The sequence below is a fragment of the Bacillus sp. RCC_6_1 genome (assembly GCF_041360755.1).
GTDB lineage: Bacteria > Bacillota > Bacilli > Bacillales > Bacillaceae_G > Bacillus_A > Bacillus_A cereus.
The window spans coordinates 69,781-85,676 of the sequence record NZ_JBFUPV010000011.1 but is presented as its reverse complement, the minus strand read 5'-3'; the positions used below and the strand labels follow the sequence as shown (position 1 = coordinate 85,676).

Sequence of the window (15,896 nt, the reverse complement as noted above, 5' to 3'; positions counted from 1 at the left end):
TTCCATAACTGCGACTATAGTATGAGCCCATTAAAAAAGAGTAAGTAAGGAAGTGGAGGTGCAGTTATGGTATATAGTTTTTAAAATTGCTGGATTAATCTTAATATAATTCAGAATATTTTGTCAAATAAAAATATGACAAATAAAATGCGGATCAATAGGGGAAACTACTTGCAGAAATGGACGGGGGTTAACGACCCACTGATTAAAGTTAAAGTAGGAGCAGATGCTATGTTATTTTATTTTGAACTTGTCGTCATTTTACTTTGTACGAAATTAGCTGGTGACATTAGTGTAAGACTTGGTCAGCCTTCTGTACTTGGTAAGTTAATTGTCGGTATTATTATCGGTCCGGCTGTACTCGGTATTATTAATAGTTCTGAACTGATTGATGAACTGAGTGAGATTGGTGTTTTGTTGCTTATGTTTATGGCGGGACTTGAAACGGATTTAGAAGAGTTAAATCGGAATTTGAAATCGTCATTTGCAGTAGCGGCTGGTGGAATTATTTTTCCTTTCATCGGTGGTTATGTAACAGGATTGCTGTTTGGATTAATACAGTCCCATGCCATTTTTTTAGGGTTATTACTTTGCGCAACATCGGTTAGTATTACGGTCCAGACGCTACGTGATCTAGGAAAAATGAATACGAGAGAAAGTACAACAATTTTAGGTGCTGCCGTATTTGATGATGTCATTGTCGTTATTTTATTGGCATTTGTAATGAGTTTTTTAGGAACACAAGATGTGAATATAACACTTGTCATTGTAAAGAAAATTATTTTCTTTGTAAGTATTGTTTTTATTGCTTGGAAAGTCGTTCCTTGGATTATGAAAATGCTTGTACCGCTTCGTGTAACAGAAGCGGTAATTAGCGCGGCTCTTATTATTTGCTTCTCTTTTTCTTATTACAGTGAAATGATGGGAATTGCAGGCATTATTGGAGCATTTGCAGCAGGAATTGCTATTTCTCAAACAGAGTATAAGCATGAGGTGGAACATAAAATTGAACCGATTGCTTATGCAATATTTGTTCCAGTATTCTTCGTAAGTATCGGAATGGAAATTACATTTCAAGGCATTGGAAGCCAGCTTTGGTTCATTATTATTATGACTCTCATTGCAATTTTCACAAAGTTAATCGGATCAGGTTTAGGAGCGAGACTGACAGGATTTAATCTCCAATCTTCTATTAGTATTGGCGCGGGGATGGTATCACGTGGTGAAGTAGCGCTTATCATCGCTGCAAATGGACTTACGGCGAATTTATTAGCGAAAGAAAATTTCACAGCGATTGTTATTGTTGTTATATTGACGACGATTATTACACCGCCACTTTTGAAGAAATATTTTGTATAGAGAGGAAGGGCTTATCTGATGTAGGTAAGCTCTTTTTTTATTCCCAAAAGCAATGATCATATAGCATGAAGGGTTTGTAATTATGGTAAAATCTATGTATGTGATATGACAAGGAGAGGGAAGTGTGAAGATTACGAAGGAGAAGGTTATTGGTGTAATCGTACTTATTGCAGTATGTATACCATTTACTGCATGGAAAGAATCAAAAGTGAAAGATTTTCCGGTTTCTATTTTTTCGGAAGAAGCAGATGGTGAGTACGGTCAGAAGCTGAAATATACTGCTTTTTTACCTGATGTTGCGATTTGGATGAACGGTTGGGAAAAGAAGTGGACAGAAGGGGAAAGAACTGTTTATCAAAAAGGGAATCGCATTGTAAATGTGTTTCATCCTCCTGGCGATGATGGTTTTTACCTTATTGAAGCAAGAGAAAATAAGTGAACGCAACCGTAAGAAGTGGAGGTTAAATAGTGAAAGCTTCAACATTACTATTTAAAATTGAAAGTAATATGGATCAATTTTCACCAGCTGAGAAGAAGGTTGCCATGTACATAATGGAGAATGCAGAGATTGTACCGAATTTAACGACGAAAGAAGTGTCAACGAATGCAGGCGCAAGTGAAGCGAGTGTCGTTCGCTTTTGTAAATCGATTGGAATCGGAAGTTTTAAAGCATTTAAGATAGCACTCGTTCGTGAATTAACGATTGCTGATTATAATATTAACGATTTTTCAGTGATGAATACAGAAGATGGACCGTATGATTTATTTAATAAAGTTACTTATGTGAATAAAGCTGCAATTGAGGCGAGCGTGACGGCGATAGATAAAAAAGAACTTGAAAAAGCTGCAGATCGTATTGTAAATGCCGATAAAATTATCTTTTATGGAGTAGGCGGATCAGCTACTCCGGCGATGGACGGAGCTTATAAATTTACAAGGCTCGGATTTACAGCGATGATGCTATCTGATTTTCATATGATGTTGCCGCTTGTGACGAATTTAAAAGAAGGCGATATATTTGTTGCGATTTCAACATCTGGTCGAACGAAAGATGTGCTTGAAATGGCGCAGTATGCAAAGAGACAAGGTGCAACTGTTATTGGAATTACGAAACTAGATCAATCATCACCGTTATATAAAGAAGCGGATATTCGCCTTTGTATGCCAGATGTAGAACAAGATCATCGTATTGCGAGTATTGCTTCGAGAATGACGCAATTGAATATGATCGATGCTTTATATGTGATTACTTTCAATCGAATTGGTAATAAAGTATTGAATCAATTTATGGAGACGCGAGAAGAAGCGTTGCGGTTACGGAAGTTAAAGTAGAAGAAAAGATGAGGAGACTCATCTTTTTTTATCCCCCTATTTGCCGTGCAGTAAGACCCTCACTTCAAAATTCAGCGGAAGCAAAGAAAGTTAGGTGGGGATCAACTGCCCGTAAATGCCCGATTGGTGCGGGCTAATAATCAGTGGGGATGAACAAAACCCACACTGATTAAAGTTTCACTTTATGATCTTTGACAAAAATATGTCATGTCGTGAAATTTTATTTCATAAAATAAGAAAGAGTAATTGATTTTTAGTTTCTTAAAGTTATAATAAAAGTGTGAAATATAATTTCAAAGAGGGTGGCAATATGTTAGAAAATTTATCGACAGAACATCGTAATGAGAAAACAATGAATTTGGATGAGATGAGCATAAAAGAAGTGTTGCAAAGTATGAATGAAGAAGATCGAACTGTTGCGTTAGCAGTTGAAAAAGAGATAGAACAAATTGAAAAGGTTGTACAGACTGTTATTAAATCTTTTGAAGAAGAGGGACGTTTAATTTACATTGGTGCTGGTACGAGTGGTCGTTTAGGTATTCTAGATGCAGTGGAATGTCCGCCGACATTTGGCACGGATGATAAAATGGTGCAAGGATTTATAGCAGGTGGATTGAAAGCGTTTACTAAAGCGGTGGAAGGTGCCGAAGATCGCGAAGAGTTAGCAGAAGAAGATTTAAAAAGTATTGGATTAAATGAGAAAGATACAGTGATTGGAATTGCTGCAAGTGGCAGAACTCCTTACGTAATTGGCGGCTTGAAATACGCACAGAGCGTAGGAGCGAGTACAGCGAGTATTTCTTGTAATAAAAATGCTGAAATAAGTAAATATGCAAAGTTAAATGTGGAAGTAGAGACAGGTGCAGAAATATTAACAGGATCAACGCGTTTAAAAGCTGGTACAGCACAAAAATTAGTGTTGAATATGATTTCAACAGCTTCGATGATTGGTGTAGGAAAAGTATATAAAAACTTAATGGTAGATGTTCAATCCACAAATGAAAAGTTAGTAGAACGGTCAAAACGAATTATTGTGGAAGCAACAGGCGCTAGTTATGAAGTAGCGACAGAGTATTATGAAAAGGCAGAACGTAACGTAAAAGCTGCAATTGTTATGGTGTTGTTGCAGTGCGAATATGGGGAAGCACTGGAGAAACTAAAATGCGCAAAAGGGTTTGTGAAGAAAGCACTATAAAATAATAGGGAGGGGGATTCTATTATGAAGAAAGAAGAGAGAATGGCCAAGGAAATTTCGGAGCAACTTGGAGGAATAAAAAATATTCGTAGTATTGCTCATTGTATGACGAGACTACGATTAACGCTTCATGATGAAAGTAAAGTAAATATGGACCTTTTAAAAAAAGTTGAAGGCGTTATGGGTGTTATAGAAGATGAGACGCTTCAAGTTGTCGTTGGTCCAGGAACAGTAAATAAAGTAGCAGCTGAAATGGAAGGCTTAACAGGACTACGAATTGGTGAGATAGCAGATCATCACCTTGAAGATATTGGGCAAGAGATGAAATCAGAGATTAAGAAGAAAAATAATACACCAGTGAAAAACTTTTTACGAAAAATAGGAAGTATTTTCATTCCGTTAATTCCAGGACTTGTTGCGTCAGGAATTATAAACGGGGTTGCTAACTTTGCGAAAAACGCTGGTGCTGATCCAAATGCAACGTGGTTACAAATGTTACTACTCATTGGCGGCGGTATCTTTACATTCTTAGGAATTTTAGTTGGTTGGAATACAGCGAAAGAGTTCGGCGGGACACCGGTTCTTGGGGCAATTGCTGGCATTTTAATTTTCAACCCGGCGATGGCAAACGTAAAATTGTTTGGTGAAGCATTAGTGCCCGGACGGGGCGGATTATTCGCAGTTATTTTTGCAGCATGGCTTATGGTTGTAGTGGAAAGACAAGTTCGAAAAGCAGTGCCGAATGCAGTTGATATAATCGTGACACCACTCATTACTGTATTAGTTGTAAGTATCGTAACGATGTTAGCAATTCAGCCATTAGCAGGTTTCTTATCAGATGGTATTACGAGCGGAATTAATGCGATTTTAAATATTGGCGGAGCATTTGCTGGCGCAGTACTTGCGGGAACATTTTTACCTCTCGTTATGGTCGGATTGCATCACGGTTTAACACCAATTCATATGGAATTTATTAATCAAACACACGTAACACCTTTATTACCAGTACTAGCAATGGCTGGTGCTGGCCAAGTGGGCGCAGCAATTGCGATTTATGTGAAAACAAAAAACAAACGACTTCGAAATGTAATTAAAGGTGGATTGCCAGTTGGCTTTTTAGGAATTGGTGAGCCGCTATTATACGGGGTTACATTACCACTTGGGAAACCGTTTATTACTGCTTGTTTAGGAGCGGCTGTCGGTGGTGCATTCCAAGCAGTTATGCAAACAGCTTCTCTTGGAATTGGCGTATCAGGGCTATCTTTAATTCCGTTAATTGCTGACAATAAATATTTACTATATTTCTTAGGTTTAGTAATTGCATATGCTTTCGGATTTATCTTTACGTACTTCTTCGGATTTAAAGAAGAAATGGCAGAAAACATATAGAGAAAGGGATTCCTTTCTCTTTTTCTATTAATAGAAGGGGAGATTTATATGATCGGAGTTTCCATTTATCTTTCAAAAGAACGAGTAGAGAAACAAGAAGAGTGGTTAAAAGTAGCGAAGGAAAATGGGTTTACATCTATTTTTACATCACTGCACATTCCAGAAGATGATCCAAATACGTATAAAGAGTTAATTCAAATATTAGGGAGACAAGCTCTTGCACATGAAATGGAGCTAATGGTTGATGTTTCTCCAAAATCGTTACACCATTTAGGGCTAACATATGAAAATGTGGAAGAGTTATTGAACTGGGGCATTACCGGTTTAAGAATGGATTACGGCATTGCGCCAAAAGAAATTGCAAGCGTATCTCATAAGATGAAAGTAGCTTTAAATGCGAGTACGATTACAAAATCATTTTGGAAAGAATTACTTGCAGAACATATAAGAGTAGAGAATGTAGAAGCATGGCATAATTTTTACCCGCGCCCAGAGACAGGACTAGCAAAGTCTTTCTTACAAAAACAAAATCAATATTTACAGAAGTGCGGAATAAAGACAATGGCATTTATTCCAGGAGATGGTGAAAAACGAGGGCCGTTATATGAAGGGTTACCAACGTTAGAAAAACATCGCAATATGCGCCCACTTGAAGCGTACTTAGAACTTGTTCAAGATTGTGGTGTTGATAAAGTATTGATTGGAGATATAAGCGCAAGTTTAAAAAGTATGCAAGAAGTAGCTAGTGCAAGTAGAGGGATTATTCCATTGCGTTACAAATCATTTATAACTGATAAAGAAGTATTAAAATTGGTAGAGCAAGTGCATACAAATAGACTAGATCCGGCTCGTGATGTTATTCGATCTGTAGAATCAAGGGAAGGAAATAGAGTGGTGATAAAGCCGATGCATACAATTGTAAGAAAGAAAGGGAGTATTACAATTGATAATGAATTGTATGGTAGATATGCAGGGGAGATGCAAGTTGCCATAAATGATTTATCTGTAGATGAGAAAGTGAATGTTGTTGGAATGGTTGTAGAAGAGGACGTGTCTTTACTGCCTTATATTGGCGCTGGAAAAATGTTTCAACTTTTTTTATGCGATAGAATAAAAGCTTGAATTAGCGCTATTTTGTAAGAAAACATTATCCGTAAAACGGATAATGTTTTTTGTTTTCTTTAAAAAAGTATTTGACGAATGAAATAAAATACCGTATTGTTTTGACTTGTAAATAAAAGTTCACCATAACAAAACAAAAAGGAGAGTTCAAAATGAATCAATATATTGGGAATTTAATTATTCGTATCGTGTTAGGAGTTACGTTCTTTGCACACGGTTTAGCAAAGTTTCAATCAGGTATCGATAACGTAGCAGGATGGTTTACAAGCATCGGTTTACCAGGTGGCCTTGCATATGGCGTAGCAACTGTAGAATTAGTTGGTGGTATATTATTAATTATCGGTTTAGGTGTACGATATGTAGGATTGTTATTCGCTCTTATTTTAGCTGGAGCTATCGTAAAGGTAAATGGAGCAGCAGGTTTATTAGGAGATGGAAAGAATCCAGGATATGAATTAGATCTTGCATTATTATCAATGGGTGCGTATTTATTCGTAGTAAAAGCAGAAGGATATGTAGATCGTTTCTTAAAAGAGAAAGTAATGAAAACGAAGTAAATTTTATTTATAAATGTTGACTTGAAGAAATATTGTAACTATAATGATTACAACTAATAGATTAAGAGTAAAACAATTTAAATATTTTTTTACACGAGATGTAACTACGTGTGTTACATCTTGTGTAAAAATAAACGGGAGGAAGTAATATGCCTAAATCAAATTTAGAAATTATTAAAAGCACGTATGAAGGATCAGCTTCTTCAAATGCAAAGCATTTAGCAGAAGCCCTCTCTGAAAAAGTGGAATGGACAGAGGCAGAAGGTTTCCCGTACGGCGGAACATATAAAGGCGTAGAAGCTATAATGAAAAATGTATTTAGCCGTTTAGGATCAGAATGGGATGATTATAAAGCAAGTGTAAATATGTATCATGAAGTAAGCGGAAAAGATGTAATTATTGCTGAAGGTATGTATTCTGGAGTTTATAAAGAAACAGGAAAATCATTTGAAGCAGAATTTGTTCATGTATGGCAACTGGAGAACGGAAAAATCGTGAAGTTTAAGCAGTATGTAGATAGTTATATTGTTAAGGAAGCAATGAAGAGCTAATGCTTTTTAAATGGATCGTAGGTATATGCATTACAATTATAGTAATTTTCTCGTCTATAGTTGGCGGAAAGAAATTGCTTGCATATGTGGAAAAAGAAAATAAAAATATTCAAACCGAGCGAGCGGCAAACGAAAAAGAGAAAAAAGCTGCAGAAGAAGCTCCGCAAATTAGTGAAGGTGAAATTATTTCTACTATGCATAAAATGGTGCACCAAAAGGTAAAATCCTCTGAAAAATGGGGATTTGTAGAGATGACAAAAAAGGAAATTTCTAATGTAAAAAGAGATATTGAAAATAGTACAGGTTTTCAATATAAAATGAAGTTATTTTCTATTATAAATAGGTGGGAAAAAGGAGATTTTTCTCAAACTGTTGAGGAGCATAACTTTTTATGGAGCCTTCAAGGTGGAGATACTGGCAAGGCGACGGAACGTTTATCGCCAGAAGAGGAAAAGCAGTATATAAGAGAAATGAAGAGTAAATAAAAACATCGCCAACCTAGATGACGATGTTTTTTCATTAAGAATGTTTTCGTATTAAAGGTCTAGTTGGCTGAACGGCAACAGTTTTGAAATGAGAAAATAAATAACATCCTGTTACAACGACAATTGTCCCTAAAATTTGTATCCACGTTAATTCTTCTCCGAGAAATATGAATGCTAAAATGGCTGTGAAAATTGGATTGAAGTTTAGAAAAATACCTGATGTAGTTGCGCCTAATTTTTGTACGCCAATATTCCAAAATACCATACAAAGAACTGTCGAAATAAGCCCAGTATATAAAAGTGATGTGATGAAAGAAGTATTTATATTTGAAACAGTGAAGCTACCTATGTTAAACGGTAGTAATAAAATAACGCCGAAAATACCAGAGTACAACGTTGCCATAAGTGGTGTAGTTGTTTTTGTTGCCCATTTACTACAAACAGAATAGATTCCCCAAATACAAACCGCTGCAATCATCCATAAATCACCGCTATTAAAATGTAGTGAAAATAAAAGCGAGAAATCACCTTTTAATAGGACGAGGATGACCCCGAAGAATGAAAGAATCATGGATAGGATTTGAAGTGTATTTACTTTTTCTTTTAGAAATAATACTGAAAATAATGCGATTGAAATTGCATTCAATGTAGAAATAAGCCCTACATTCGTAGCGGATGTTTTTTCTAATGCTAAAAATTGAAAGATGTTAAAAAGAGCGACTCCTGAAATTCCCATTAATATTAACGGAATTATTGCGGTACGTGGTGGAAGGATTTTCTTTTCTTTAAGCCATACCATTGGTAATAAACAAACAATCGCAATCATCCATCTTAAATTTGTCAATGTCATCGGTGATGCATGATCGACGAGTGATTTTCCAACGACGAAATTTCCTCCCCATAATAAGCTCGTTAGTAATAGTAAAAAGACGTAAAAATAAGGCATGATAAAATCCCCTTTTTTGTAATCAATACGAATTGTAAATAATTTTAGCATTTTTCTTTATTGTGTAATACATTATTTTGTATAATGGTGAAAACTCGATAAAATCTTTAGTTTAAAATGATATTTACAGAAAGATATTCAGTTTTATATAAATTATAAGTTGTTTTTTCGAATAATCATCGGTAAGAAAAAAGGAGGAATTGTAATGGAGTCGTCTGTTATTAAAGTGTTGGATGATTTGGATGTACAAATTTTAGATATATTGCAGAAGGATTCACAAGTAAGTAATGCAGAGCTGGCACGTCGCGTTAATTTATCACCGGCTGCGATGCATGCAAGAATAAAAAGGTTAGATGGGGAAGGTTTCATCGATAAGCAAGTTGCGATTTTAAATCAAGAAAAGCTTGGGTTTGATTTATTATGCTTTATTTTTATGAGTACGAATATTCATCAATTTGACAAGTTAGAAGTGTTGGAGAAAGAATTAGAATCGATGCCGGAAGTGTTAGAATGTCACTGTTTAACAGGAGAGTACGATTATTTATTAAAGGTTGCAAATCGTGATCGTAAAGAACTAGAGCAGTTTATTAGAAAGCTGAATAAGCTTGGTATTACACGTATACAGACGAGTTTGGCACTTCGTGAAATTAAATATTCAACAGTATTACCGATACGAGATGAGGAACCGAGCATCGATTAGATTGCTTGGTTTTTTGTTTGTATAAAGTGATTGACGAGGAGAAAAGAGAGCTGTATTATTATATGAAATTATGAATTAAAATTCATTTAAAGTTATAAATATTAATATTGAGGGGCAAGGGGATGTAATATGAAAATCTGTAATGCGGTGACCAGTGATGTGAAAGAAATTTATAGTCTTATTGAGGTTTATGCAAAAGAGGGAGTTGTTTTACCACGTTCTCTTTTGTCTCTTTATCAATATTTGCAATGTTTATATGTTATGAAAGAAGACGAGAGAATTGTTGGAGTTGCTGGATTGCATGTGTTAGGAGAAGATCTTGCAGAAATACGATCGTTAGTAGTTTCGCATACATATGCAGGGAAAGGGATAGGACGTATGCTCGTAAATCATGTAATGGAGGAAGCTACGAAAATAAATGTAAGAAGAGTAATTTCCTTAACATATGAAACAGTATTTTTTCAAAAGTGTGGATTTGATTTTATAAATAAAGAAGCGTTGCCAGAGAAAGTATGGATTGATTGTAGACATTGTCCAAAGATGGATTATTGTGATGAAGTGGCGATGGTTCGGTATGTTGGATAAAAAATTTATAGAGAAAAAGTTCCCACTATTATTTACAGATATAGTGGGAACATATATTTACATAAGAAATGGACAGGTTATTAAGAATTTGAATTCGTTTGTCTTACGGCAAAATTATAAAGTGGATCTTTAAGTTCATAGTTATACGTTAAACCGTCGACAATTCCTACAACTTTATCATTATCATAAAGGTCGAGCATAAATTGTGCCATTTGTTTTGCAGTGTGGAATTTCGGTACAACATTATCGTATTCGAACTCATCAATACCAAATGAACGTTTTGCAAATTCTGTTTCAGTTGCCCCAGGTGCTAAAACCTTTGCTTGCAGTTTTGCGCCTTGTTCTTTCAGTTCGTGAGACAGCCCTTCTGTAAAGGCACTTACATAAAATTTTGTAGCGCAATACGTAACAGCATCAGCAACAATCGTGTATCCGCCGCCCGATGAAACGTTAATAAGCTGTGTTCCGTCAACCATTGAATAATCTCGAACGAAAAGAGAAGAGAGTATTGTTAGTGCTTCTATATTGACATGCAACATCGTCTCGATTTTATTTAAATTTTGTTCGGCAATTGAGGCGAAATTACCAAAACCTGCGTTATTAATCCACGTTTCAATTTGAAAAGCTTGTAGGCTTTCATAAAGTTTATAAACATCTTCAGTAACAGATAAATCAGTTCGTCGAATGACAACATCTAACTCTGGATGCATTTCGTTAATTTTCAATTTTAATCCATCTAATTCTTCTTGTCTTCGAGCTACAAGTACTAAATTTTTCCCGCGAGATGCAAATGCTAAAGCTGCTTCATAACCAATTCCGGAACTTGCACCAGTAATAACAGTGTATTTCATATAAAATCCCCCTAAATTCAAATTTATTTATGGTTAGATTGTATTTGTTAGAGTATACTCTAAGTCAAATGTTTTTTATAAATTTGATACGTTCATAAAATATATAAGGATAAGCATGTGGAGGGAGTTTAGTATGTATACAATTAGTGAGGTAGCAAAATTATTAGGATTGAGCACACATACACTACGTTATTATGAAAAGGAAAATATATTGATTGCAAATCGTGATACAAATGGAAATCGACTTTACGAAGAGTCACATATAAAGTGGTTGCAGTTTGTAATGAAATTAAAACAAACGCAAATGCCAATAGCGAAAATAAGAGAATACGCTAGATTATATACAGAAGGGGCGCATACAACAGAAGCTCGTTTACAGCTCCTAGAAGATCATAGGAAATCTATTCAGATTCAAAGAGAAAACTTAGAGGTTACAGAGAAGATGCTTGAGAATAAAATTCGTGCATACAAAGGCTCATTGGAAAATAAATAGATGGTTGTTATGTGATGAAAAATGGATTTGATCTATGAGTATTTCATCATAGTGTATGGATAAATAAAAAAGAGCAGCTAGCAAAAGCTAACTGCTCCATTCAAGGGATCTCTCCAAGGGGGAGTGGAGAAAATATTATGTTACTAGCATTATTGACAGATTATTAGGAAATATACAAATAGGATGAAAGAAATTTTAAATAAACTTTCGGCATTGACAATTTTTAAAATGTTCATGTACAATATATATGAATGACATTCAGTCATTTTCGTGTGACAGGATGCAGTTAGCTTAGAAATGGAACAAATACAATGGTAAATGAGGATGATAGTTGTTTTTATATAGTATTGATGAAAGAGTATATTTTTTTAAAATAAAAATGACTGATAGTCAGTCATGAAGGGTGAGAGGTATGAAAAATAGAGCTTGGTTATATGTCATATTAACATGTATCTTTGAAATTTTTTGGGTGTTTGGTTTTAATACGGCCGATACTTGGTGGCATTGGATTATTATTTTAGGAGTTATTGCTGTTGATTTTCACTTCCTTTCTAAAGCGTGTGAACATCTTGCAACAGGAACTGTATATGCTATTTTCGCTGGAGCTGGTACGGTAGGTACTTTCTTAATGGATGTATTTCTTTTCGGTGGAAGTTTCAGCGCAGGCAAACTATTCTTCATTCTTATGGTAGTAGCCGGCGTTATCGGTTTAAAGTTAGCTGACAATAAAGAAGAAACTGTGGAAGGAGTTGCTTAAAAATGGGTTGGTTTTTCGTATTTTGTGCTGCAATTAGTGAAATAGTCGGTGTGATAGGACTTAAAATGTATAGTAAAGATAAGACATTAGCCAATGGTGCGATTTATATAGGTGGGTTTGCTACATCCTTCGCATTTTTGTATACTTCCTTCTTATTTTTACAAGTAAGTGTCGCGTATGCGGTTTGGATTGGTATCGGAACAGCAGGTGCAGTTTTGTTAAACATGTTCTTGTTTGGTGAGTCGAAAAGTAAAGCGCGTATCATTAGTGTGTTTCTTATTGTATGTGGAGTGACAGGATTAAAGGCACTTTCTTAAAGATATATTGTATTTTTATCTCCTAATTGTTTATTAGGAGATTTTATTATAAAAAAATGATTTCCTCTTAGAGTTCACTATCATTGACAGTACAATCGATTATCTTATAAAATGAGTGACAGTCATTCAATATGCGTGTGAAAGGGTTTAGATGATGAATAAAAAAGAGAAAATTGTCTATGCAGCTATTGAAGTGTTTCAGGAAAAGGGCGTCGAAAAAACGAAGATTTCTGATATCGTGAAATTAGCTGGCATTGCGCAAGGAACTTTCTATTTATATTTTCCTTCTAAGTTATCTGTTATGCCTGCAATAGCAGAAGTGATGGTTGAAAAGATGATACTTGCAGTGAAAGAAAAAGTGCAAAACGATGCGCCTTTCTTAAGTAAAGTGACGCAAGTAATAGATGCGGTGTTTCACTTTATAGCTGAATATCGTGAAATACAAGCTTTAATGTATGCTGGTCTTGCATCTACAGAACATATAAAAGAATGGGAAGCTGTGTATGAGCCCCTTTATATGTGGCTAAGTGAATTTTTAAATGAGGCAAAAGAAGCCGGTGAAATTCGTGATTCGGTTCACGCAGAGCGAACAGCGAAGTTATTTATCGCTCTAGTTGAATCAGCAGCGGAACAAGTGTATTTATATGATCATAAAGATGATGAGCAAGTCGATTTGCAAAAGGCAGAAGTACTAGATTTTTTAACACATGCACTACATATAAAGAAATAGTGAGATGAACCTGTCTGAAAAGGTAGGTTCATTTTTGAGGAAAACTGAATGATAGTCATTCACCTAATGCGTATGTATGTGTGGAAGGATAGTGTGAAATTCTAACGAGTAGGGGGCATCTCTACTCATGACCAGCCCACAAATAGAAGGATAAAGAAAAAGCTTCTTGAGCATTATTTTTTGAGAGGAACTTACGGGAAGAGGTGTTAAAAAGTGAAGAAACCGATAAAAGAACAAAAGATGGTATTGGTCATTCTTTTGAGTAATATATTTATCGCTTTTCTAGGGATTGGATTAATCATTCCGGTTATGCCGTCCTTTATGAATGATATGCATTTAACAGGGAAGACGATGGGATATCTCGTTGCAGTGTTTGCAATGGCACAGCTCATTACTTCACCTATTACAGGCCGGTGGGTTGATCTTTACGGTAGAAAGAAAATGATAATCATTGGATTATTTATTTTTGGTGTTTCAGAGCTTCTTTTTGGATTAGGAAAAGATGTATGGATGCTTTATGTAGCAAGGGTATTAGGCGGAATTAGTGCTGCTTTTATTATGCCTGGTGTTACGGCATATGTTGCGGATATTACATCTATTCAGGAACGTCCAAAGGCGATGGGATACTTATCTGCGGCTATTAGTACTGGATTCATTATAGGTCCTGGAATCGGCGGATTTATTGCAGAATACGGTATACGTGTGCCGTTTTTCGTTGCAGCAGTAATTGCTTTTATAGCATGTGTGATTTCGATCTTTATTTTAAAAGAACCGTTAACGAAAGAAGAACTTGCAGAGATTTCTTCTAATACGAAGGAATCAAGTTTTATTGGTGATTTAAAGAAATCATTACATCCAATGTATGCAATTGCATTTATTATCGTATTTGTACTCGCATTCGGATTATCAGCGTATGAAACAGTGTTTAGCTTGTTCTCTGATCATAAATTTGGCTTCTCGCCGAAAGATATCGCAGCAATTATTACAATTAGTTCAATCTTTGGGGTAGTTGTGCAAGTATTTATGTTTGGCAAATTGGTAGACATGTTCGGTGAGAAAGTGTTAATTCAAATATGTTTAATTGTAGGTGCAGTATTAGCATTCGTCTCAACTGTAGTCTTTAATTATTGGATTGTACTTCTCGTTACTTGCTTCATTTTCTTAGCATTTGATTTACTTCGTCCAGCTTTAACGACATTTTTATCAAAAGCAGCCGGAAAAGAGCAAGGATTCGTCGCTGGTATGAACTCGACTTATACGAGTTTAGGAAATATCGCAGGACCAGCGATGGGCGGAATATTATTTGATATGAATATTCATTATCCATATGCATTTTCAGGCGTTGTTTTAATAGTTGGTCTCGGCATTACATTTATGTGGAGAGAGAAACAGTTGGCTGAAAGTTTTGCGAAGTAATAAAACCCCTTACGACGGTAAGGGGTTTTTGTTTTATCCTGATTAAAGTTTCATTTTATAAACTTAACCCAAAACGTTTTAATTCAATAAAAATCCCCTCTAATTGCTTTCCTTTATCCGTTAATGTGTACTCTACACGAGGCGGAACTTCTGGATATACTTTTCTCGTTATAATGCCTTGAGACTCTAATTCTTTTAGTCGAAGCGATAATGTTTTTGGACTAATACCATCCATTGATTTTTGTAAATCACTAAAGCGTAATGTTCCTTCGATAAGAAGATCACGAATGATTAAAAACGTCCATTTTGTACTAATTACATCAAGCGTTTTAGCGATAGGACAAGGTATGCCCGGTAAACCTTTCGTTAATTCAACTGGATTTATATCGTTCATGGAACTAGCCTCCATAAAATTTTTTTGGATGAATTTGCTTTATAGTATCACAAAACTATACTTTTGGTAACTATATGAAAAAAATATCACTACTTCCATAAAGGAAGTTAGTGCATATACAATAGCAATACGAAACAAAAAGGATTTATATAAGGAGGTGGTGATTTCCATGGGGATAAAAAAGTTATTTGGATTTCTTAGTTTGTTTGTTATTTGTATTGTGCTTGTAGCATGTGGTGTGGAACAAAAAACTGAAGTTCAGTTATTAAAAGAAATGCCAAAGCCAAAAGTAATGACAATTGATCCCTCACTAAGTAAAAAAGAAGCGACAGAAATGGTTCATGCGGCGCAGCGTTTTTATGCATTTTGGGATACAGGTAAGGAGGAACTTATTCCGCAGACTGTTACTAAAGATTTCTTCGATAATACATTGCCGAAAGGGCGACCACAAGGCATTGAAGGATTAAAGTTTGCAGCGCAAAATTTTCGTAAAGTTGTGCCTGATATACATTGTGAGATTGAAGACTTATTAGTTGTTGGTGATAAAGTAACAGCCCGTCTTTCTTTTACAGGAACGCATAATGGTAAGAAAATTAATTTTTTTGCAATTGATATTTTACATGTGAAAGACGGAAAGATAACAGAAGATTGGCATTTAGAAGATAATCTTACACTACAGCAGCAACTCGGCTTAATAGCTGAAGAGTAGATCATATA

Annotated in this window: 20 protein-coding genes; 17 read left to right on the top strand and 3 right to left on the bottom strand. The window is 35.3% G+C overall.

Annotated elements, in window-relative coordinates:
* Positions 1-135: 135 nt before the first annotated feature.
* The 9 genes from AB6801_RS23825 to AB6801_RS23785 all read left to right on the top strand — a co-directional run bounded on the left by AB6801_RS23825 (position 136) and on the right by AB6801_RS23785 (position 7,990).
* Complete coding sequence (locus AB6801_RS23825) at positions 136-1,359, top strand: cation:proton antiporter (protein WP_065704818.1); 1,224 nt, start codon at positions 136-138, stop codon at positions 1,357-1,359.
* A 124-nt stretch (positions 1,360-1,483) separates the two neighbouring features.
* Positions 1,484-1,798: a hypothetical protein gene (locus AB6801_RS23820; RefSeq protein ID WP_000704957.1), complete on the top strand. Its 315-nt coding sequence runs from the start codon at positions 1,484-1,486 to the stop codon at positions 1,796-1,798.
* A 29-nt stretch (positions 1,799-1,827) separates the two neighbouring features.
* Positions 1,828-2,691 (top strand): MurR/RpiR family transcriptional regulator, encoded by an 864-nt coding sequence (locus AB6801_RS23815; RefSeq protein ID WP_000648164.1) that lies wholly within the window; start codon positions 1,828-1,830, stop codon positions 2,689-2,691.
* Positions 2,692-3,001: 310 nt separating this feature from the next.
* Positions 3,002-3,886: an N-acetylmuramic acid 6-phosphate etherase gene (gene murQ, locus AB6801_RS23810; protein WP_000892347.1), complete on the top strand. Its 885-nt coding sequence runs from the start codon at positions 3,002-3,004 to the stop codon at positions 3,884-3,886.
* A gap of 24 nt (positions 3,887-3,910) precedes the next feature.
* A complete protein-coding gene (locus tag AB6801_RS23805) occupies positions 3,911-5,275 on the top strand; it encodes a PTS transporter subunit EIIC (protein WP_000711291.1) in 1,365 nt (454 codons plus the stop codon).
* Between the two features lie 48 nt (positions 5,276-5,323).
* Positions 5,324-6,397: a DUF871 domain-containing protein gene (locus AB6801_RS23800; RefSeq protein ID WP_046392376.1), complete on the top strand. Its 1,074-nt coding sequence runs from the start codon at positions 5,324-5,326 to the stop codon at positions 6,395-6,397.
* A gap of 152 nt (positions 6,398-6,549) precedes the next feature.
* A complete protein-coding gene (locus tag AB6801_RS23795) occupies positions 6,550-6,954 on the top strand; it encodes a DoxX family protein (RefSeq protein ID WP_001077751.1) in 405 nt (134 codons plus the stop codon).
* A 149-nt stretch (positions 6,955-7,103) separates the two neighbouring features.
* On the top strand, positions 7,104-7,505 hold the full coding sequence (locus AB6801_RS23790) for a nuclear transport factor 2 family protein (RefSeq protein WP_001126691.1): 402 nt from the start codon (positions 7,104-7,106) through the stop codon (positions 7,503-7,505).
* The gene (locus AB6801_RS23785; RefSeq protein ID WP_000897980.1) at positions 7,505-7,990 is read left to right on the top strand and encodes a PRK06770 family protein; all 486 of its coding nucleotides are present in this window, start codon (positions 7,505-7,507) and stop codon (positions 7,988-7,990) included. Before AB6801_RS23790 ends, AB6801_RS23785 begins: the two co-directional genes overlap by 1 nt.
* A 34-nt stretch (positions 7,991-8,024) precedes the next feature.
* Here the strand turns inward: AB6801_RS23785 and AB6801_RS23780 are convergent, their stop codons facing one another.
* A complete protein-coding gene (locus AB6801_RS23780; RefSeq protein WP_048567866.1) occupies positions 8,025-8,936 on the bottom strand; it encodes a DMT family transporter in 912 nt (303 codons plus the stop codon).
* Positions 8,937-9,141: 205 nt separating this feature from the next.
* Here AB6801_RS23780 and AB6801_RS23775 point away from each other — a divergent pair, with 205 nt between their 5' ends.
* Both AB6801_RS23775 and AB6801_RS23770 read left to right on the top strand, forming a co-directional pair.
* Positions 9,142-9,636: an Lrp/AsnC family transcriptional regulator gene (locus AB6801_RS23775; RefSeq protein WP_000446088.1), complete on the top strand. Its 495-nt coding sequence runs from the start codon at positions 9,142-9,144 to the stop codon at positions 9,634-9,636.
* A 129-nt stretch (positions 9,637-9,765) separates the two neighbouring features.
* On the top strand, positions 9,766-10,221 hold the full coding sequence (locus AB6801_RS23770; RefSeq protein ID WP_000686662.1) for an N-acetyltransferase: 456 nt from the start codon (positions 9,766-9,768) through the stop codon (positions 10,219-10,221).
* 80 nt (positions 10,222-10,301) lie between these two features.
* On the opposite strand, the gene AB6801_RS23765 is transcribed toward AB6801_RS23770, so the two are convergent.
* Positions 10,302-11,072 carry an SDR family NAD(P)-dependent oxidoreductase gene (locus tag AB6801_RS23765; protein WP_000878073.1) on the bottom strand — a complete coding sequence of 257 codons (771 nt, stop codon included), beginning with the start codon at positions 11,070-11,072 and terminating at the stop codon, positions 10,302-10,304.
* 133 nt (positions 11,073-11,205) lie between these two features.
* On the opposite strand from AB6801_RS23765, the gene AB6801_RS23760 reads away from it, so the two are divergent.
* From AB6801_RS23760 to AB6801_RS23740, 5 genes are all read left to right on the top strand, one after another.
* Complete coding sequence (locus AB6801_RS23760; RefSeq protein ID WP_000288059.1) at positions 11,206-11,565, top strand: MerR family transcriptional regulator; 360 nt, start codon at positions 11,206-11,208, stop codon at positions 11,563-11,565.
* Between the two features lie 412 nt (positions 11,566-11,977).
* On the top strand, positions 11,978-12,322 hold the full coding sequence (locus AB6801_RS23755) for a DMT family transporter (protein WP_000796011.1): 345 nt from the start codon (positions 11,978-11,980) through the stop codon (positions 12,320-12,322).
* 2 nt (positions 12,323-12,324) lie between these two features.
* A complete protein-coding gene (locus AB6801_RS23750; protein ID WP_000539671.1) occupies positions 12,325-12,639 on the top strand; it encodes a DMT family transporter in 315 nt (104 codons plus the stop codon).
* 151 nt (positions 12,640-12,790) lie between these two features.
* Positions 12,791-13,369, top strand: coding sequence for a TetR/AcrR family transcriptional regulator (locus AB6801_RS23745; protein ID WP_002196232.1), 579 nt, complete (start codon positions 12,791-12,793; stop codon positions 13,367-13,369).
* Between the two features lie 213 nt (positions 13,370-13,582).
* Entirely contained in the window at positions 13,583-14,785 is a 1,203-nt protein-coding gene (locus AB6801_RS23740; protein WP_000742956.1) for an MFS transporter, read from the top strand.
* Positions 14,786-14,840: 55 nt separating this feature from the next.
* Here the strand turns inward: AB6801_RS23740 and AB6801_RS23735 are convergent, their stop codons facing one another.
* Positions 14,841-15,179: a winged helix-turn-helix transcriptional regulator gene (locus AB6801_RS23735; RefSeq protein ID WP_000997917.1), complete on the bottom strand. Its 339-nt coding sequence runs from the start codon at positions 15,177-15,179 to the stop codon at positions 14,841-14,843.
* 169 nt (positions 15,180-15,348) lie between these two features.
* Between AB6801_RS23735 and AB6801_RS23730 the strand changes: the two genes are divergently transcribed.
* Entirely contained in the window at positions 15,349-15,888 is a 540-nt protein-coding gene (locus AB6801_RS23730; protein ID WP_097998859.1) for an ester cyclase, read from the top strand.
* Positions 15,889-15,896 lie beyond the last annotated feature (8 nt).